The organism is Pseudomonas sp. LBUM1645 (assembly GCF_059716185.1).
Genome location: NZ_CP166811.1, coordinates 6,172,690 through 6,190,869, shown reverse-complemented (window position 1 = coordinate 6,190,869; position 18,180 = coordinate 6,172,690). Strand labels below are relative to the sequence as shown.

General features: G+C 57.7%; 18 protein-coding genes. 11 read left to right on the top strand and 7 right to left on the bottom strand.

Annotated features, from left to right (window positions below):
- Nucleotides 1-72: 72 nt before the first annotated feature.
- Entirely contained in the window at nt 73-1,926 is a 1,854-nt protein-coding gene (locus ACA079_RS28160) for an Lnb N-terminal periplasmic domain-containing protein (RefSeq protein WP_497701685.1), read from the bottom strand.
- 93 nt (nt 1,927-2,019) lie between these two features.
- Nucleotides 2,020-2,508: a DUF3015 domain-containing protein gene (locus ACA079_RS28155; protein ID WP_008154254.1), complete on the bottom strand. Its 489-nt coding sequence runs from the start codon at nt 2,506-2,508 to the stop codon at nt 2,020-2,022.
- Nucleotides 2,509-2,783: 275 nt separating this feature from the next.
- Between ACA079_RS28155 and ACA079_RS28150 the strand changes: the two genes are divergently transcribed.
- Together ACA079_RS28150 and ACA079_RS28145 are read left to right on the top strand one after the other, a co-directional pair.
- The gene (locus tag ACA079_RS28150) at nt 2,784-5,222 is read left to right on the top strand and encodes a Lon protease family protein (RefSeq protein ID WP_497701684.1); all 2,439 of its coding nucleotides are present in this window, start codon (nt 2,784-2,786) and stop codon (nt 5,220-5,222) included.
- A 318-nt stretch (nt 5,223-5,540) separates the two neighbouring features.
- Nucleotides 5,541-5,882 carry a PA4575 family protein gene (locus ACA079_RS28145; protein ID WP_129441074.1) on the top strand — a complete coding sequence of 114 codons (342 nt, stop codon included), beginning with the start codon at nt 5,541-5,543 and terminating at the stop codon, nt 5,880-5,882.
- Between the two features lie 5 nt (nt 5,883-5,887).
- On the opposite strand, the gene ACA079_RS28140 is transcribed toward ACA079_RS28145, so the two are convergent.
- A complete protein-coding gene (locus tag ACA079_RS28140; protein ID WP_497701683.1) occupies nt 5,888-7,717 on the bottom strand; it encodes a hypothetical protein in 1,830 nt (609 codons plus the stop codon).
- Nucleotides 7,718-7,876: 159 nt separating this feature from the next.
- Here ACA079_RS28140 and ACA079_RS28135 point away from each other — a divergent pair, with 159 nt between their 5' ends.
- The 3 genes from ACA079_RS28135 to bamJ all read left to right on the top strand — a co-directional run bounded on the left by ACA079_RS28135 (nt 7,877) and on the right by bamJ (nt 9,535).
- Nucleotides 7,877-8,365, top strand: a complete 489-nt coding sequence (locus ACA079_RS28135) for a TIGR00645 family protein (protein ID WP_497701682.1) — start codon at nt 7,877-7,879, stop codon at nt 8,363-8,365.
- A gap of 131 nt (nt 8,366-8,496) precedes the next feature.
- The gene (locus ACA079_RS28130; protein ID WP_497701681.1) at nt 8,497-8,796 is read left to right on the top strand and encodes a DUF6482 family protein; all 300 of its coding nucleotides are present in this window, start codon (nt 8,497-8,499) and stop codon (nt 8,794-8,796) included.
- 121 nt (nt 8,797-8,917) lie between these two features.
- The gene (bamJ, locus tag ACA079_RS28125) at nt 8,918-9,535 is read left to right on the top strand and encodes a BamJ family beta-barrel-assembly machinery protein (protein ID WP_046048787.1); all 618 of its coding nucleotides are present in this window, start codon (nt 8,918-8,920) and stop codon (nt 9,533-9,535) included.
- A 49-nt stretch (nt 9,536-9,584) separates the two neighbouring features.
- Here bamJ and ACA079_RS28120 read toward each other — a convergent pair whose 3' ends face one another.
- The 3 genes from ACA079_RS28120 to ACA079_RS28110 form a co-directional block, all read right to left on the bottom strand.
- Entirely contained in the window at nt 9,585-9,842 is a 258-nt protein-coding gene (locus ACA079_RS28120; protein ID WP_008154268.1) for a PA4570 family protein, read from the bottom strand.
- 206 nt (nt 9,843-10,048) lie between these two features.
- Nucleotides 10,049-10,390 carry a zinc ribbon domain-containing protein YjdM gene (locus ACA079_RS28115; protein ID WP_008154270.1) on the bottom strand — a complete coding sequence of 114 codons (342 nt, stop codon included), beginning with the start codon at nt 10,388-10,390 and terminating at the stop codon, nt 10,049-10,051.
- Nucleotides 10,391-10,524: 134 nt separating this feature from the next.
- On the bottom strand, nt 10,525-11,493 hold the full coding sequence (locus tag ACA079_RS28110) for a polyprenyl synthetase family protein (protein ID WP_008154944.1): 969 nt from the start codon (nt 11,491-11,493) through the stop codon (nt 10,525-10,527).
- A 240-nt stretch (nt 11,494-11,733) separates the two neighbouring features.
- Here ACA079_RS28110 and rplU point away from each other — a divergent pair, with 240 nt between their 5' ends.
- The 6 genes from rplU to ACA079_RS28080 all read left to right on the top strand — a co-directional run bounded on the left by rplU (nt 11,734) and on the right by ACA079_RS28080 (nt 17,622).
- Nucleotides 11,734-12,048: a 50S ribosomal protein L21 gene (rplU, locus tag ACA079_RS28105; RefSeq protein ID WP_003176051.1), complete on the top strand. Its 315-nt coding sequence runs from the start codon at nt 11,734-11,736 to the stop codon at nt 12,046-12,048.
- Nucleotides 12,049-12,082: 34 nt separating this feature from the next.
- A complete protein-coding gene (gene rpmA, locus ACA079_RS28100; protein WP_046048788.1) occupies nt 12,083-12,358 on the top strand; it encodes a 50S ribosomal protein L27 in 276 nt (91 codons plus the stop codon).
- A gap of 194 nt (nt 12,359-12,552) precedes the next feature.
- Nucleotides 12,553-13,776: an Obg family GTPase CgtA gene (cgtA, locus tag ACA079_RS28095; RefSeq protein ID WP_497701680.1), complete on the top strand. Its 1,224-nt coding sequence runs from the start codon at nt 12,553-12,555 to the stop codon at nt 13,774-13,776.
- 137 nt (nt 13,777-13,913) lie between these two features.
- Complete coding sequence (proB, locus tag ACA079_RS28090) at nt 13,914-15,032, top strand: glutamate 5-kinase (RefSeq protein WP_497701679.1); 1,119 nt, start codon at nt 13,914-13,916, stop codon at nt 15,030-15,032.
- A gap of 12 nt (nt 15,033-15,044) precedes the next feature.
- Nucleotides 15,045-15,500 carry a CreA family protein gene (locus ACA079_RS28085; protein ID WP_497701678.1) on the top strand — a complete coding sequence of 152 codons (456 nt, stop codon included), beginning with the start codon at nt 15,045-15,047 and terminating at the stop codon, nt 15,498-15,500.
- 85 nt (nt 15,501-15,585) lie between these two features.
- Entirely contained in the window at nt 15,586-17,622 is a 2,037-nt protein-coding gene (locus ACA079_RS28080; protein ID WP_497701677.1) for a hypothetical protein, read from the top strand.
- 120 nt (nt 17,623-17,742) lie between these two features.
- Here ACA079_RS28080 and rpsT read toward each other — a convergent pair whose 3' ends face one another.
- Nucleotides 17,743-18,021 carry a 30S ribosomal protein S20 gene (gene rpsT, locus ACA079_RS28075; protein ID WP_008154937.1) on the bottom strand — a complete coding sequence of 93 codons (279 nt, stop codon included), beginning with the start codon at nt 18,019-18,021 and terminating at the stop codon, nt 17,743-17,745.
- Between the last annotated feature and the right edge of the window lie 159 nt (nt 18,022-18,180).

Sequence of the window (18,180 nt, the reverse complement as noted above, 5' to 3'; positions counted from 1 at the left end):
ATGCGGGTATTCAGATACACCGAGGTGATGCCATCGCCAGCAAGCTGTGCTCCTACAGGTGAAGCGGGGCGGTCAATAGTGATACCACTTCACCTCAAGCATCACTTCGTTCTCGGGCGAAGCCAGGTGGCTGAATTCGCGCTGGGCACTCAGGCGTAAACCCAGGTTGCGCGACAATTCCCACTGCTGATTCAGACTCACGCTACGGCGCACTTCGCCGTTGGTGAAAAAGTCGCCCTTGGCTTCCAAGCTGAGGTTGCCCAACGGGTTTTTCCACAGCAAACCGCTGTTGAAGCCCGCCGCCGGCGCGATGAAGCCGGCGAAGTCGTTGTTGTGTTCAACGCGCACGGTGCCCAAAGCAAAGCCGAGCATGTCGTCGCCCAGTTGCCAGGTCCCGCCGCCACCGCCATTGACGTGGCTGACCAGGGTTTCGTCGTCATGTTTGCCCGGCACGCGCTCCAGGCCACCGGTGACTTGCCACGAGAGTGGCTGCAGCAATTCATTGCGCGGGGTCAGGGAGCGGATGGTCGCCAGGTCCAATTGCTGCAACTGCCAGTGATTGCCTTCGTACTGGCGCAGTTTCATTTGCAGGATTTCAATCTGCGCGCCGAGGGGGAAGCTCTCGGCGTTGTCGTTGAGGTCGTGATACGCCATGCGCAGGCCATATTCGCCAAAGGCCTTGTCGCCCCGAGTGCCGATGCCGGCCTGCCAGGTGCGTGATTCATGGCCGTCCTCGGGCAGGCCGGGTTGCGGGATGTCCAGTTCCGGTGGGGGGTTCTGGTTGATCGCCCGCAGCAGTTCGAAGCTACGCTGTGCCCGTTGCGGGTCGCGTTCCTGGCCGTTGGCGCGGTAGCGCTCCAGGCGATAGGCCGCGTCGATGATCAGCGCCTGACGATCCTTGGGTTGAGCCTTGAACGCCGGTTCCTGCAACTGCTTCTGGTCGGCGCTGACTTTCAGCACCCAATCCTGTTCTTCATTGGTCAACGGCTCGGCGCGGCTCAACAGTTCACGTTCGCGAGACGGTCGATACTGAATGGATTCCACCAATCCGGCTTCTTTCACCGCTTTGACGGTGTCCGTAGGAATCGCGGTCAGCGGGAACTGTTCGGTCAATCGCAGGCTCGGGCGGGCGACTTGCAGCAATTCCAGCAGGCGATAAGAGCAGTTTTCGTCGAAGAAAAAATAGTCGAACTGGATCTGCTTGAGCTCCCAGACGTGCTCGACCATGCGCTCGGTTTCTGCCTGGGTCAGGTTCAGGCGATATTCCCACAGGTCGCGGTTCTCGAGGCTGCGGTACTCCGAGAGTTTTTCCTGATAAGGCACCAGCGCAAACAAGCCGGGATAGCCGCCCATCAAGCCTTTCCAGGCATACAGGATGCTGTTGTCCGAGCCTTCGATGTAGGCGCCGAAGTTGATCGCATAACTGAGCAGGGCGGTTTGATCGCTCTGCACATTGGCCTGGTCGATGCGCAGCAACGTGTGGCCGAACATCGATGACGGGCTGTTCAGATACGCCGCCGGGAAAATCATCACCGCGCTGTGGGGCGAAACATCCTTGAACCATTGCTTGAATTCAGTGCAGTCCAGTGTCGGCAGATCGCTCAGGTTGAGCTGCGCTTTGAGCCAGCGGGTGCGGGCGGGATAGACGCATTGCGCATGCTTTTCGCCGGCACTGGCCGGGGCGTACAGCGCTTGCACGGTCGCCGCCAGTTCACGGTCAGGATGTTCATTGCCGTCGGCAGCGAGGAAGAATTTCTTGTCGCTGATATAGCTGCGCCAGCCGCCGAGTTTGGCGGTTTCGTAGTGGCCCAGGGAAATCCAGAAGGGGTCATTGGCCAATTGCTGCAAACGTTGATTGTCGACATGTGGCGCGGCAGACAGCGGGGCGCAGACATAGAGCGCCAGCCAGGCAAGGCGTTTGAGCATAGTGGGCAACTTAATTCGAAAGAAACAAAGACCCAAAAACGGTCAGGTTCAAAAAATAAAACCCGCTCCCCGAAAGGAGCGGGCGGGTCGAGCTTAAGCTTGAGTGGCGTACTTGGCCAGACGTGGATCGCTCTTCAGAACGGCCAGGGTGTTGGTATGCACGTCGTCAGCGGTCACGTCAGCCTTGCTGAAGATCTGCTGGAAGTGCTCATGAGTGACGGCAGCGAAATGCGCACGGTCTTCCGGCGCCACGCCCAGTACCACAGCGTAAGTGGTCAGCGCTTCGCCCTGACCTTTAGCCATGTCTTCAGACAGCTCGTTCATCATGCCATTCATGGCAATCCAGGATTTGCCGCCATAGGTCAGCGACGCATTGGTTGAGCAACCGTTGGTACCAGAGGTCATACCGAAAGTTGCGTTGCCGGAAGTGCCGTTGGTGGTGGATGCCAGGAAGTGAGCCGGGGTGCCACGCTGACCTTCGAACAGCATGTTGCCCCAACCGCAATCCGGGCCGCCTGGCGCCTGAGCCATGGCGTTGATGGATACAGCGGTGAAGAGAGTACCAAGAAGAATCCGTTTCATAGCTTTGTTCTCTTTATGTGCATACCAATGGACAGGGGTCTGGCCCGATCTGGCGCCAGTGGGCCGGTTATTGTTCCAGCCGCGCAGTTTGGAGTTTAGGCACGTTCCTAGGGTTCCGTGATTTTTTGCAAAACATTCGTTGAAAACATTGATTTAGACCCGGCCCGCCTATGGATGCCGCTTTGTCTATGCTTTGGCTAGAGGCGCGCCTTGCAAGTGAGGTATGGGCAGCGCCAGAATGCCGCTATCTGCCCCGCCTGATGTAAGGAAGCCCGATGCCTGATCCTGTTGCTGCCAGCTTGCGTCTAGCGCCCGAAGCGCTGACCCGTCCGTTTTCCGCTGAACAGTTCAGCTTCTCTACCACCAATGATTTGGAGCCCTTCCGCGGTGTGCTTGGCCAGGAACGTGCGGTCGAAGCCTTGCAGTTCGGTGTGGCAATGCCACGCCCCGGTTACAACGTATTCGTCATGGGCGAGCCCGGCACCGGCCGGTTTTCGTTCGTCAAACGCTACCTGAAAGCCGAAGGCAAACGCCTGCAGACCCCGGCGGACTGGGTCTACGTCAACAATTTCGATGATCCTCGCGAACCTCGTGCCCTGGAATTGCCATCGGGTACCGCTGGCGCCTTTATCGATGACATCAACGGCTTGATCGACAACCTGCTGGCGACTTTTCCGGCCGTGTTCGAGCACCCGTCCTACCAGCAGAAGAAAAGCGCCATCGACCGCGCCTTCAATCAACGCTATGACCGCGCGCTGGATGTCATCGAGCGTCTGGCGCTGGAGAAGGACGTTGCGCTGTACCGCGACAGCACCAATATTGCCTTCACTCCGATGAGCGAAGGCAAGGCTGTGGACGAAGCCGAATTTGCCCAGTTGCCGGAAGTCGATCGCGAGCGTTTTCACGAGGATATTTCGTGGCTGGAAGAGCGGCTGAACGAAGAACTCGCCAGCCTGCCGCAGTGGAAGCGTGAGTCGAGCAATCTACTGCGCCAGCTCAACGAAGAAACCATCACCCTGGCCTTGCAACCCTTGCTCGCGCCACTGTCGGAAAAGTACGCGGAAAACGCCGGCGTTTGCGGTTACCTGCAAGCGATGCAGGTGTATCTGCTCAAGACCGTGGTCGAGCAACTGGTGGACGACAGCAAGGCGGACGCCATCGCCCGCAAACTGCTGGAAGAGCAATACGCACCGAGCCTGGTGGTCGGTCATCCGCACAGCGGCGGTGCGCCAGTGGTCTTTGAGCCGCACCCGACTTACGAAAACCTGTTCGGCCGCATCGAGTACACCACCGATCAGGGCGCGCTCTACACCACGTATCGGCAGTTGCGTCCGGGTGCGCTGCACCGCGCCAACGGCGGCTTCTTGATTCTTGAAGCGGAAAAAATGCTCAGCGAGCCGTTCGTGTGGGATGCGCTCAAACGCGCGCTGCAATCGCGCAAACTGAAAATGGAATCGCCGCTGGGCGAGATGGGCCGTTTCGCGACCGTGACCCTTACTCCGCAACATATTCCGTTGCAGGTCAAAGTCGTCATCATCGGCGCCCGGCAGCTGTACTACACGCTGCAGGACCTCGATCCGGACTTCCAGGAGATGTTCCGCGTCCTGGTGGACTTCGACGAAGACATCCCGATGGTCGACGAGAGCCTGGAGCAGTTCGCCCAGTTGCTCAAGACCCGCACCTCCGAAGAAGGCATGGCGCCGCTGACCGCTGATGCGGTGGCGCGCCTGGCGACTTACAGTGCTCGCCTGGCTGAGCACCAGGGGCGTTTGTCGGCGCGGATCGGTGATCTGTTTCAACTGGTCAGCGAGGCGGATTTCATTCGCCAACTGGCCAGTGACGAAATGACCGACGCCGGGCACATCGAACGTGCGCTCAAGGCCAAGGCCACGCGGACCGGGCGCGTCTCGGCGCGGATTCTCGATGACATGCTGGCCGGGATCATCCTGATCGACACGGATGGCGCGGCGGTGGGCAAATGCAACGGGCTGACAGTGCTGGAGGTCGGCGATTCGGCGTTCGGTGTGCCGGCGCGGATTTCCGCCACGGTCTATCCGGGCGGTAGCGGCATCGTCGACATCGAGCGTGAGGTCAACCTCGGTCAACCCATTCACTCCAAAGGCGTGATGATCCTCACCGGGTATCTGGGCAGCCGTTACGCCCAGGAATTCCCGCTGGCGATTTCCGCGAGTATTGCCCTGGAGCAGTCCTACGGTTACGTCGATGGTGATAGTGCATCGTTGGGCGAGGCTTGCACCTTGATTTCAGCGCTGTCGAAAACCCCACTCAAGCAATGCTTTGCGATCACCGGCTCGATCAACCAGTTCGGTGAAGTGCAGGCGGTGGGCGGGGTCAACGAGAAGATCGAAGGCTTCTTCCGGCTCTGCGAAGCGCGCGGGCTGACCGGTGAGCAGGGAGCAATCATTCCCCACGCCAACGTTGCCACGTTGATGCTCGACGAGAAAGTGCTGACGGCGGTGCGCGCGGGGCAGTTCCACGTCTACGCCGTGCGCCAGGCTGATGAAGCCCTGAGCCTGTTGGTTGGCGAGCCGGCCGGTGCGCCGGATGCCGATGGCCAGTTCCCTGAAGGCAGCGTCAACGCGCGGGTGGTGGAACGCTTACGGGTCATCGCAGAAATGATCAGCGAAGAAGACCTCAAGGAAGCCGAGAAAGAAGCTGCGCAGGAAGCACTGGTCGAGGCCAAACCGGCTTGATACAAACCTGAGGTCACCTCAATCCCCTGTGGGAGCGAGCTTGCTCGCGATGAGGCACTGACATTCAACATCTCTGTTGGCTGACAGTCCGCTATCGCGAGCAAGCTCGCTCCCACATTTGACTTGGGTGAATCACAAAAAAGTGCCATCAGTCTGGCGTCAATATTCACACAGTGACCATTCGGCGCCTTCTGGTCTAACTTGACGTGCTAGTCAGACTTTTCCTCTATTCTCAGGTCAAGGATATCGACAGTAATCACTGGATCGAGACAGTCCTCCTGTGGGGGCTGAATACCGGATCTACCGAGGGTCGCCGCCATGTCGCGCAACCTCTGCCTCACCCGTCAATGCCTGGGCCTTGTGACCCGTATCGAGTGTGCCATCCGCCCATTGGCGGGGGATACGGGCATGTGGACCTTACTCTTCGCCGCCGGAATGGAAGGTGAACAACCTTCTGCCATCAAAGCCCAAGGCCCGTTTCATGGCCCCTTTGTGGCTGAGTCGATCCTCGACACCATTGTTGAAAGTCTCACCCTGCACGGCTATGAACTGGCCGATGATCCGCAAATCTGGTGCCTGCACCTGCAAGCCCAGTTGCGGGAAATCAATGGTGGCCGCTGCCGCAACCCTGGAGGTTTCGAGTTTCGGCCCGAACACTGAACAGGCTATTGAACAAGGTTGGACGAATCCGCCTTGTCGAGTTTGACCTCGAAGCCATATTGCACGGTGGAGAGATCGGTTCGTTGATAGGTTTCCAGACGGGCAGGCTGCCCGTAGAAATAATGCACCCCCAATAATGCCGGGCCTTCTGCGCTCGCATCGTGGCTGACCGAAAGAATCTCCTTCAGATATTTGCCGCTGTCGTCCTTGGCGAAGAAACGCCAGTCCTGGGCGGGAAACTGCTTCAGATCAACCACCAGCGCATTGCCTTTGAGTACCAGCCCTTTGGGCAACTGGTGGGCGTCGATGGTTTTCTTTTCGATGGTGGCGAGAAACAGCGGCATGGAGCCCACCGCGTAAGCCGGGGTTTCTGGAAACAGGTTCAAGTCGTAGGTGATGGTGCCGCGCAGGGGATCAACCTGGTAAGCCTCAGGCGGCAATTCGATAGGCTCATCGCGCTTGCCGTTACCGTCCTCGGTAAAAAAGCTGACCGGGCTTTCGCCGGGGTTGAAGGAGGTGCCTAGCAGCTCATCATTGAAGCTTTTGGGGTGATCGAACTCGATACGCGCGGCGCTGGGGTCTTCGACCGACTGACTGATTCGGACGCTCTTTTTCAGTTGTTCCTCGCCAAGTGTGGCGCCCTTGAGCCAGATCGGGGCCTGGTCGTCGTACACCACCACTGGCAGCGTCAGTGGCTGGATGTTCTTTTGCGTGGTGTGTGGGTCGAAGCGAAGTACCGGCAGGTTCAGGTCCTTGCGGGTCACCGTAGCGGTTGAAAAGTCCAGTACGCTGACCTCAAGCGTTTCGATCGGCCCGTTGAAGTACACCTTGGAATAACGGTGGCTCTGTTGCTTCTCAAAGGCGCGCTGCTCTTCATCGATCTGTTTCTCGAAGCTCTCGCTCCAGGCCTTCTGCTGTTGCATTTTCGCCAGTTGCTTTTGATAGAAGGCTATTTGTGCGGAGGTTTCGTTGATCGAGCCTGAGCGCGCGAGAAACTGCCCGGTGCTATCCTTGGCCTGGACGATCAGCGGGTTCAGCGGTGTTTCGCCGATCTCGGGGGCCTGTGGCGCGCTGTTGTTGAATTCGATTTCGGCGTAGTTTTTGGCAAGGTTCAGCAGGGTGACGCTGAGGTTGTCGTTGGTGCGAGTCTGGCCAACGTCCTTTTTCGTCAGGTCGAAGCTGTAGAGCCGGCCCGGCGCGATGACTTCCACCGTGCCTTGCAGGCTCAGCGGTTGTGGCTGGTTCTTGTTGTCGACATCCAGGCCATCGATGAATGGATAGGTCACCGTCAAATCATCGGGGTTGGTCAGGTTGGAGCTCGACGGACTGAGCTGAATTCCAGGATCGGTTTCTGACCATTCCGGCTGAAACGGGATGACGTGTTTGTTGCTCAAAGTCACCGATTGCCATTCAAGACTATGGGGAAAGAGAAACGCGACCGGAATGTTGAAGTTGAAGGGGAACACCGGTTGCAGGTCGGTCAGATAGTCGGAACTGGAGTCTTTGTGCAGCACGAACAGACCGTTGATGTACGTGTCGACCAAGGCTTGTGGCGTGGGATAGTGCTTGAGGACGGCGAGGGCGTCTTCGCCATATTCTGTTTCCACCGGTTTGCTGTCGAGCTTGAGTTGCGCACGCTCGAGCAACAACAGTGAGCCGCCGAGTTCAGCCACGGCTTCCTTGAGTTTTGGGTCCTGAATCGCATCCAGAGACTTCTCGAACTGCGCAGTCTTTTCCTCGAGGCTGACCTGGCGCTTCTCATCGCTGGGAGAGCAAGCGCTCATCAGCAAAGCCAGGCAAATTCCGGCGCTCGTTAAAGGCAATCGCACATCCATTTCCCGTCTTCCTGTCCGATGTCGCTGAGCTGTCAATGCTTTGGACACTAGCAGAAAAACCTTGTCACACACGCGCAGGTTGCGGATTTTCCGACGGTTTCTGGGTGTAACGGGTGGCTGATATACTCGCGGCCATTTCCAGACCACATGTGAGATTTAATGGAACGCTTTATCGAAAATGCAATGTACGCCTCCCGCTGGCTGCTGGCGCCGATCTACTTCGGTCTGTCCCTCGGGCTGCTGGCCTTGGCGCTGAAATTCTTCCAGGAAGTGTTTCACGTCATCCCTAACGTGTTCTCGATGGCCGAGTCGGATCTGATTTTGGTGCTGCTGTCGCTGATCGACATGGCGCTGGTAGGCGGTTTGCTGGTGATGGTGATGATTTCCGGTTACGAGAACTTCGTTTCCCAACTGGACATCGACGACGACAAGGAAAAGCTCAACTGGCTGGGCACCATGGATTCCTCTTCATTGAAGATGAAGGTGACCGCTTCCATCGTGGCCATTTCGTCCATTCACCTGCTGCGGATTTTCATGGACGCCAAGAACGTCGATCCCGAGCATTTGAAGTGGTACGTGATCATCCACATGACCTTCGTGATTTCGGCGTTTGCCATGGGTTACCTGGATAAGCTGACCAAGCACTGATCGTTTTATCGCTATACCCAACCGCCCGTCTGTTGCGAAACAGACGGGCGGTGTCGTTTGTGGCTTGTACTTTGATGCGCCGAGGCCTATGCCTGTAAGGATCTTGGCTCGCCATCGCGTGAGGTGCGTTTATGGACCTGAAAGAGTTGAATGCTTATGCCATCGCCGGGAAGGTTGATGAGCTCAACCTGATCTCGATGGAAGGCGGGATCTACCTGTTGGAAGCGCGGATGCATGGCGCGGCGTATCCATTGAGTGATGCCCACGGCCAGATGTTTCACCTGCGTTCGGTCGAGCATGCGCGTGAAGTGCTTCATGCCTTTCCCAGCTTGCCATTCAACCTTGTACACGTTTCGGTTCATGACGAGATGTGTGGACTCGGTTCCAGTTCCGAGGGGAGCCTGAAGGTACCGATTGCATGGCAGCACTGACGCCTCTCATCAACGCTATGGCATCTGTGCTAGTCTGCTGGCCCTTTTGGTTCCGGGCGCTCCGGGATGCGCTGTGTACGCACGGCAAGTTCCAGGGCCGTCCGCACAGCGGAGCAGTGTCATGTCCGAAGTAAATCTGTCCACCGACGAAACCCGCGTCAGCTACGGTATTGGCCGTCAGCTGGGCGACCAACTGCGCGACAACCCGCCACCGGGCGTTAGCCTGGACGCGATTCTGGCAGGTCTGACCGACGCTTTCGCCGGTAAGGAAAGCCGTGTGGGTCAGGAAGAAATGTCCGCAAGCTTCAAGGTCATTCGCGAAATCATGCAAGCTGAAGCAGCTGCCAAAGCTGAAGCCGCTGCTGGCGAAGGCCTGGCCTTCCTGGCTGAAAACGCCAAGCGTGACGGCATCACCACCCTGGCTTCCGGCCTGCAATTCGAAGTACTGACTCAAGGTGAAGGCGCCAAGCCAACCCGTGAAGATCAAGTGCGCACTCACTACCACGGCACTCTGATCGACGGCACTGTGTTCGACAGCTCCTACGATCGTGGTCAGCCTGCAGAATTCCCGGTTGGTGGCGTGATCGCTGGCTGGACCGAAGCCCTGCAACTGATGAACGCCGGCAGCAAATGGCGTCTGTACGTGCCGAGCGAATTGGCTTACGGCGCTCAAGGCGTTGGCAGCATTCCGCCGCACAGCGTACTGGTATTCGACGTCGAACTGCTCGACGTTTTGTAATCCCGTAACCCTGTAGGAGCTCTGCCCCTACAGGGTTTTTCAGCGTTTCTCATATCTCGATCTTGTGATGCAGTTCGCTTGTCGGGCGCAATGCCCGGGCATAGCAGAACAGAAACAGATTGCGCACCAGTTCCTTGAGCACCACCGGCTCGCTGGAACTCAAGCCGTTGACGTCCAGATCACCCTGATCCTGCAGCTCGTTCAAGGCTTCTTCTTCAAGCACCGCACAGACTTCCCCGGTTTCCCGATGCAGGATCCTGAGGTAAGGGTGTGGGCGGTCCAGCCAGGCGTCGATCAAATAAGTCATGGGTCTCATCTCCATTGATTGGTTTCAATGAGAATAATTCTTATTCATCAAATAGCAAGGACCTATTGGCGGTTTGTGTTTTTTTAAGGGTAAAGGTTGCGTAAGGTCAAAACGGCTGGCGTTTGGCTATTGCGAGGGATTGTTGGGCGAAGCGGGGGAGGATGAAGCACCATCCCACGCAGGACGCGGGATGGAATACAGCAGGCTCAGACTTTTCTGACGAACTCGGATTTGAGCTTCATCGGGCCGATGCCGTCGATCTTGCAGTCGATGTCGTGATCACCATCGCACAGGCGGATGTTCTTGACCTTGGTGCCGACCTTGACCACCAGCGACGTGCCTTTGACCTTGAGGTCCTTGATCACGGTGATGGTGTCGCCGTCCTGCAGGACGTTGCCGACCGAATCCTTTTTCACGGTGTCATCGGACACTGCTTCGGCTTCGCCGCTGGCGGACCACTCGTGGGCGCACTCAGGGCAGATCAGCTGGGCGCCGTCTTCGTAGGTGTATTCGGAATTGCATTTTGGGCAGGGTGGCAACGTGCTCACTAAAGCTCCTTGGATTCAGGATCGCTAAAAAGCGCACATTGTATAGGGTTTTAGGCGGAGGAGGGGTGACAGCGAAAGATCGCAGCCCCGTAGGAGCTGCCGCAGGCTGCGATCTTTTGATCTTGCGGTAAAAATCAGTGCGTACGGGCGACCGCAAATTCGCTCAATTCGACCAGTGCATCGCGGTATTCGCTGGCAGGCAGCGCATCGAGGCACTTGATCGCGCGGGCCACGTAGTCACGGGCCAGTTGCGCGGTGTATTCCAGCGAGCCTGAGGCTTCCACGGCTTCGCGGATGCTTTCCAGGTCTTCGATGCCGCCTTTCTGGATCGCCTTGCGCACCAGGGCAGCCTGCTCCGGCGTGCCTTCGCGCATGGTGTAGATCAGCGGCAGTGTCGGTTTGCCTTCAGCCAGATCGTCACCGACGTTCTTGCCCAGGGTTTCGGCGTCGCCTTTGTAGTCCAGCAGGTCGTCGACCAATTGGAACGCCACGCCCAGATGATCGCCGAATGTACGCAGGGCTTCTGACTGTTCCGATGTCGCTTCGCAGAGTGCTGCAGCACTGTGGGTCGAGGCCTCAAAGAGCATCGCGGTCTTGCCGCGGATGACTTCCATGTAGGTTTCTTCGGTGGTGCTGGCGTCACGAACCTTGGACAGCTGCAACACTTCGCCTTCGGCGATGATGCGCGTGGCTTGCGAAAGGATCTTCATCACCGGCATGGAGCCCAGTTCGACCATCATTTCGAAGGACCGCGAATACAGGAAGTCGCCCACCAGCACGCTAGGGGCGTTGCCCCACATGGCGTTGGCGGTCGAGCGGCCACGGCGCATGCCGGACATGTCGACCACGTCGTCATGCAGCAAGGTGGCGGTGTGCAGGAACTCGATGGTCGCGGCCAGCAGGCGCAGGTCATCGCCTTCGCGACCCAGAGCCTTGCCACACAGCAAAACTAATAGAGGGCGCAGGCGTTTACCGCCAGCCGAGGTAATGTAATCGCCGATTTTCGATACCAGCGGCACTCGGGAAGTCAGCTGCTTCTTGATGATGCCGTCGACGGCGCTAAAATCGTCCGCCACCGCGCGGTAGAAAGCTTGGGGTTGCATCAGCGACAGTTGCTCCAGAAGGGTTGCGCGGCATGCTAGGACCCACGTCGGCGGGTGTCAAGGTACGATGGACGGCCTCTTGCATCGCCCCGGCAGCTTGCGTACAATCGCGCACCCTGAACTTCCTGGGCAGCACCTGCCTTACGCAATTGCAAACAGGCCTTCCAGCCCAATGCAGCCATGCCAGCCAATACCTCTTCTTATAAAGAGCTGGGTGAGCAGGATTATCGGAGAAATACCATGTCGTACGCAGTAATTGTTACTGGTGGCAAGCAATACAAGGTCGCCCCAGGTGAATACCTGAAGATCGAAAAACTGGAAATCGCTACCGGCGAATCCGTTACTTTTGATCGCGTTCTGTTGGTCGCCAATGGCGATGACGTGAACATCGGCGCTCCAGTTGTTGCTGGCGCTACCGTTGTGGCTGAAGTGATCTCCCAAGGTCGTCACGATAAAGTCCGCATCATCAAGTTCCGTCGTCGTAAGCACCACATGAAGCGTATGGGCCACCGCCAGTGGTACACCGAGATCAAAATCACCGGTATTCAGGCTTAATTTCAGCCTAATTCCTCACTAGGAGAATTGACTCATGGCACACAAAAAAGCTGGTGGTAGTACCCGTAACGGTCGCGACTCAGAAGCCAAACGCCTTGGCGTGAAGATGTATGGCGGCCAGGTTATCATTCCGGGCAACATCATCGTGCGTCAGCGCGGCACCCAATTCCACGCCGGTTACGGTGTTGGCATGGGTAAAGATCACACTCTGTTCGCTAAAATCGACGGCGTGATCAAGTTTGAAGTAAAAGGCGCTTTCAACCGCCGTTACGTGAGCATTGTCCCGAAGACTGCAGTCGTCGCGGCATAATTACGTAGTTGCTGGAAAAGCCCTGTCTCGCGACGGGGCTTTTTCGTTTGTGGGGTGAGTCTCTTGCAAAGCTGTTTGTGATGGGCTCCAGCGCTGGATTTGCGGTCGTTGATTGAGGTCGCTGCGCTCATTTTTGCAAGAGTCTTATGTCTTAGTGTTTTTCGGCTCGTCCGTATGACGAGAGGCGTTTTGTTATGAAGTTTGTTGATGAAGTATCGATTCGAGTAAAGGCCGGCGACGGCGGCAACGGTTGCATGAGCTTCCGTCGCGAGAAATTCATTGAAAACGGTGGCCCGAACGGCGGCGACGGTGGTGATGGCGGCTCGGTCTACATGATCGCCGACGAAAACCTCAACACCCTGGTGGACTACCGTTACACCCGGCACTTTGATGCCGAGCGTGGTTCCAACGGCGGCAGCACCGACTGCACCGGCAAGAAAGGTGAAGAGCTGGTGCTGCGTGTTCCGGTCGGCACTACCGTCATCGACTCCGCTACTCAGGAAGTGATCGGCGACCTGACCAAGGCTGGCCAGAAACTGCTGGTGGCTCACGGCGGCTGGCACGGTCTGGGTAACACCCGTTTCAAATCCAGTACCAACCGTGCTCCGCGTCAGACCACTCCGGGTAAACCGGGTGAGGCGCGTGATCTGAAGCTGGAAATGAAGGTATTGGCTGACGTCGGCCTGCTGGGCTTGCCGAACGCTGGCAAAAGTACCTTCATTCGTTCGGTGTCGGCCGCCAAGCCGAAAGTCGCCGACTACCCGTTCACCACGCTGGTGCCGAACCTGGGTGTGGTCAGCGTCGATCGCTGGAAAAGCTTCGTGGTTGCGGATATTCCGGGCTTGATCGAAGGTGCTTCCGATGGCGCAGGCCTGGGGATTCGCTTCCTCAAACACTTGTCGCGTACGCGTCTGCTGCTGCACCTCGTGGACATGGCGCCGCTCGATGACGCCAGCGCCCCGGATGCTGCGGAAGTGATCGTCAGCGAGCTGACCAAGTTCAGCCCGTCCCTGGCTGAGCGTGATCGTTGGTTGGTGCTGAACAAGTGCGACCAGATCCTCGAAGAAGAGCACGATGATCGCGTCAAGGAAATCGTCGATCGCCTGGAGTGGACCGGTCCGGTCTACGTGATCTCGGCCATCTCCAAGCTGGGCACCGAGCGTCTTTGCCGCGACATCATGCGTTACATGGAGGATCGTGCTGATCGCCTGGCTAACGACCCGGTTTACAAAGAAGAATTGGCCGAACTCGATCAGCGCATCGAAGACGAAGCCCGTGCTCAGCTGCAGGCCCTGGATGACCAGCGTGCCCTGCGCCGTAGCGGCGTGAAGTCGGTCCACGACATCGGCGACGATGATTGGGATGAAGAAGATGTGGATGACGAAGACGGTCCGGAAATCATTTACGTGCGTGACTGATTCGTTGCAGTAAACTTAAGCGCCGCTCAATCGAGCGGCGTTTTAGTATCTGGAAATCGATAGTTGGTCACGAATAACCACGAATAACGTTACGGGCAGTGCCAGGTCGCGCTGTCCTCAAGCTAAGGTTGAAGATGATGCGGAGCAAGGTGACAGGTGCGCAGCGTTGGGTCGTGAAGATCGGCAGCGCTTTGCTGACGGCGGACGGCAAGGGCCTGGATCGCGCGGCAATGGGTGTTTGGGTCGAGCAGATGGTGGCTTTGCATGAGGCTGGCGTCGAGCTGGTGCTGGTGTCCTCCGGGGCGGTGGCGGCGGGCATGAGCCGCTTGGGCTGGACCGTACGACCCAGTGCGATGCACGAGTTGCAGGCCGCTGCCGCCATCGGTCAGATGGGGTTGGTGCAGGCCTGGGAGTCGAGCTTTGCCGAGCATGGCCGGCATACCGCGCAGATTCTCCTGACCCACGACGACTTGTCCGACCGCAAGCGCTACCTGAATGCTCGCAGCACCTTGCGCGCGCTGGTCGAGCTGAAAGTTATTCCGGTGATCAACGAAAACGACACCGTGGTCACTGATGAAATACGTTTCGGCGACAACGACACGCTTGCGGCGCTGGTAGCCAACCTGGTCGAAGCTGACTTGCTGGTGATCCTCACGGATCGCGATGGCATGTTCGACGCCGATCCGCGCAACAACCCTGACGCCAACCTTATTTACGAAGCGCGCGCTGATGATCCGGCGCTGGATGCGGTGGCGGGCGGTACGGGTGGTGCGCTGGGTCGTGGCGGCATGCAGACCAAATTGCGTGCTGCGCGGCTGGCGGCTCGTTCTGGTGCGCATACCATCATCGTTGGCGGGCGTATTGAGCGCGTGCTGGATCGCCTCAAGGCAGGCGAGCGCATCGGCACCTTGCTGTCGCCTGAGCGCGGCCTGTTGGCGGCGCGCAAGCAATGGCTGGCCGGGCACCTGCAAACCCGCGGCACGCTCGTGCTGGATGCCGGTGCGGTGACGGCGCTGTCCAAAGGCAACAAAAGTTTGCTGCCTGTGGGCGTCAAACTGGTCCAGGGCAGCTTCCGTCGTGGCGAGATGGTGGTTTGCGTAGCGCCGGACGGTCGTGAAATCGCCCGAGGCCTGGTCAACTACAGCGCGCTGGAAGCACAAAAAATCATCGGTCAGTCGTCTGAGGCGATTGTCGGTCTGTTGGGTTACATGGCGGAGCCGGAACTGGTTCACCGCGATAACCTGATCCTGGTCTGAAGGAATACCTGAATGCGCGTGGCAAAAGGATTGTTGGGTCTGCTGTTGGCGATGCCGCTGCTGGCCTCGGCCGAGGAGATTGGTCAGGTGTCGACGGTGTTCAAGTTTGTCGGCCCGAACGACCGCATCGTCGTTGAGGCATTTGATGATCCAAAGGTTGAGGGCGTGACCTGCTACCTGTCGCGAGCCAAGACGGGTGGCGTGAAGGGTGGTTTGGGGTTGGCTGAAGATCGCGCAGAAGCGTCTATCGCTTGTCGTCAGGTCGGGCCGATCAGCTTCAAGGGTGAGTTGAAGGATGGTGATGAGGTGTTCAAGGAGCGCACGTCGCTGGTATTCAAGACCATGCAGGTGGTGCGATTCCTCGACAAGAAGCGCAATACGCTGGTGTACCTGGTCTATAGCGACCGTGTGATCGAAGGTAGTCCGCAGAATGCGGTGACGGCGATTCCGATTTTGCCGTGGCGTTAAGCTCTGTTTGATTGACTGGCGAGCCGTTCGGCTCGCCATTTTTTTGTTTGTTGAATTGATGTGCTTCCAGCGCGAAGGGATTCGTATGCGTTCGTTTTTACTGTTGTCGGTTTTTTGCTGTTCGGTTTCTGGTTGGGCATCGGCCGAGCCGTTTTATGCCGCAAAGTCGCTGGCGCACCCGGTGATAAAGGGTTCTCAGGACAGTGGCGCGACGCTGGCGTTTATTCGTGAGGCGGGCGGGGTCAGCGCTTATTCCTGTGTGTGTGAATCGCCCGGCGATGCGCCGCAGCTACTGGAAAACTACGGAGAAGCGAGTGTCGAGTCAGTGTTCTATGCCAATCTCGACGGCGACCTCCAGACGTTGATTGTGTTGACTCGGGCTCAGGGGCGCTCGGCCCTTCATGGTTATCGATTCATCCCGCAGGCGGGCAAGTACCGCCGACTCGAAACGCTTCAGTCAGTACTGGATCGAATCGCCAGCAGCCAAAAAAACCTCAATGCCGCGCTGGTCCAGCGTGAGCTGGGCAAGTTGCCGCCTTATGACTACGGTCGGTCCATGGTGAAAACCGGCGTCGCCGAATTTGATGCGCTCGATCCTGTTGGTGGAACACTGGTGGGGTATTTCGGCGTTGATGGTGTGCCGGCCAGCGCAGGGCAGGGGCCGGATGATGGTCATCGCGACACTTACAAAAAGACTTTCGAGCAGCGTGAGGGGCGTTGGCTGACGCTCACGTACGAGCGTGTCTATCGCGCAGAGGATGATGTCGGCTCTGCCTATCGGGTTAGCCGGATGGCTTGGGAGACCGATCCGAAGCGCTATAGAGGGACAGAAGACGGTGTGTCGGTGTTGCTGAGTGAGGGAAGGCTGCTGGCGCGAGGTGCATTTGTTCAAGGCAAGCAGTCTGGCGCCTGGGTCATCGTCGAAGACTCGGGTGATGAGTCCAGGGGTGCCTACGTGGACGGGTTGCGTCAGGGCTACTGGATTATCAGCGACGGCGAGACCGTTTCCGAAGGTCTGATTGTCGACGACTTTTATGAGGGGCGTTGGACGGTTCGTGAGGGCTCCGGTGAAGACGAGCTGACGGGATTCGATACCTACAAGCACGGCGAGCCTGATGGTCGTACCGAGCGCCTGCGTAATGGCGCGATTGTCCTGCAAGGCGATTTTGTGCAGGGCAAACAACAGGGTTACTGGATAACCACGTGGGGTGAGGGCAGTTATCTGTCGGGTGTCCGGGAAGGCACCTGGAAGTTGAAGGTTGAAGACGGGCGTGTACAGACCGTCAACTTTGTCGGCGGCAAAAAGCAAGGGGAGTTGCGCGAGGTTGATGCGGAAGGCGTTCTGCGGCTGGTTGAGCACTATCGCGCCGATGTTCTTGATGGGCTCAGGCAAACCTATGCTGCCAATGGCAAGCTCACCTATTCGGCCACTTATGCCAATGGTCAGATCGAGGGGCGAGCGCTGACCTATAGCGACGATGGTGTTGTGCTGCGTTCGGATGTCTCATGGCGGAACGGTTCGATAGACGGCGCGTTTCGTGACTATCACCCCAATGGGCGGCCCGACAGGGTCGCTACCTACGAAGCCGGCGAGCCGATCGGCAGTCTTCAGTCATTTGATGAAGCTGGCGTGTTGGTCGAGGATAAAAATTATTGCCATGTGGCGGATGGCAAATACACCAGCATCAAACTCTGCGGCAAGCAGCGCGGCGGCTTTAATAACGGCAAATTCGACTATGAGGCCGAATATCTCTTTGGCAGTGAGCAAAGTATTCGGGTCGAGCAAGATGGGCGAAAGGTTCGCGAAGTGTTGTTGGGCCCAGATGATCGGGTCACGCGCAACGACTACTACCCCAATGGGCAGTTGAAGTGTTCGGAGGCCATGCAGGGTTTTCGCCTGATCACCGTCGAGGGAAAAGAATACAAGAACTACGCTTCTGCCAAGCGTGAGGGCGAGAAGGTCTGCTATTACCCTACGGGCGTGGTCGAGCGGCGCTTCAACTTCAAGGATGACAAGTTGGTAGGTTGCTACACCGGTTACGACGAGGCGGGTGTACAGAACTTTCCGCCGCCACAAGGATGCCCGCCACCGAAGCCGGTCGTATTCAATTTTGGTGAATAAGTGAGGGGTGGGTGAGCGCATCCTTGGGTGGATGTGCTCCCTGGGTGGGGGTTTGGCCGGAGCCAAATCGCAGGCAATAAAAAACCGACCCTAGGGTCGGTTTTTTAACAAGCTTATCGCTTATGCGGCAACAGCAAGGTTCAGAGCCTTGACGTGACCGTTCAGGCGGCTCTTATGACGAGCAGCCTTGTTCTTGTGGATGATGCCTTTATCGGCCATACGGTCGATAACTGGCACGGCCAGAACGTAAGCAGCTTGAGCTTTTTCAGCGTCTTTTGCGTCGATGGCCTTAACTACATTCTTGATGTAGGTACGAACCATGGAACGCAGGCTGGCGTTGTGGCTGCGACGCTTCTCAGCCTGTTTTGCACGTTTTTTGGCGGAAGGTGTGTTGGCCACCGTCGAGCTCCTCGAAAGACTTTTTAGGAAATAGCAAACAAAATAGGCCGCGAATCATGCCGATGAGTTGATGTCTTGTCAAGGGCGGTTGAGACGTTCCGCTAAGTGGTAGGTATAAAGAGGCGGGATATTTATTTCCGGCGCTTGACCTGTAAACTC

Coding starts and splice junctions, on each gene's coding strand:
- ACA079_RS28130 (WP_497701681.1), top strand. CDS start 8,497: ATGGACCTGAAAGAGTTGAATGCTTATGCCATCGCCGGGAAGGTTGAT.
- ACA079_RS28145 (WP_129441074.1), top strand. CDS start 5,541: ATGTCGCGCAACCTCTGCCTCACCCGTCAATGCCTGGGCCTTGTGACC.
- ACA079_RS28140 (WP_497701683.1), bottom strand. CDS start 7,717: ATGGATGTGCGATTGCCTTTAACGAGCGCCGGAATTTGCCTGGCTTTG.
- ACA079_RS28150 (WP_497701684.1), top strand. CDS start 2,784: ATGCCTGATCCTGTTGCTGCCAGCTTGCGTCTAGCGCCCGAAGCGCTG.
- proB (WP_497701679.1), top strand. CDS start 13,914: ATGCGGAGCAAGGTGACAGGTGCGCAGCGTTGGGTCGTGAAGATCGGC.
- ACA079_RS28110 (WP_008154944.1), bottom strand. CDS start 11,493: ATGCAACCCCAAGCTTTCTACCGCGCGGTGGCGGACGATTTTAGCGCC.
- ACA079_RS28080 (WP_497701677.1), top strand. CDS start 15,586: ATGCGTTCGTTTTTACTGTTGTCGGTTTTTTGCTGTTCGGTTTCTGGT.
- rplU (WP_003176051.1), top strand. CDS start 11,734: ATGTCGTACGCAGTAATTGTTACTGGTGGCAAGCAATACAAGGTCGCC.
- bamJ (WP_046048787.1), top strand. CDS start 8,918: ATGTCCGAAGTAAATCTGTCCACCGACGAAACCCGCGTCAGCTACGGT.
- ACA079_RS28120 (WP_008154268.1), bottom strand. CDS start 9,842: ATGACTTATTTGATCGACGCCTGGCTGGACCGCCCACACCCTTACCTC.
- ACA079_RS28160 (WP_497701685.1), bottom strand. CDS start 1,926: ATGCTCAAACGCCTTGCCTGGCTGGCGCTCTATGTCTGCGCCCCGCTG.
- rpmA (WP_046048788.1), top strand. CDS start 12,083: ATGGCACACAAAAAAGCTGGTGGTAGTACCCGTAACGGTCGCGACTCA.
- ACA079_RS28135 (WP_497701682.1), top strand. CDS start 7,877: ATGGAACGCTTTATCGAAAATGCAATGTACGCCTCCCGCTGGCTGCTG.
- ACA079_RS28155 (WP_008154254.1), bottom strand. CDS start 2,508: ATGAAACGGATTCTTCTTGGTACTCTCTTCACCGCTGTATCCATCAAC.
- cgtA (WP_497701680.1), top strand. CDS start 12,553: ATGAAGTTTGTTGATGAAGTATCGATTCGAGTAAAGGCCGGCGACGGC.
- ACA079_RS28085 (WP_497701678.1), top strand. CDS start 15,045: ATGCGCGTGGCAAAAGGATTGTTGGGTCTGCTGTTGGCGATGCCGCTG.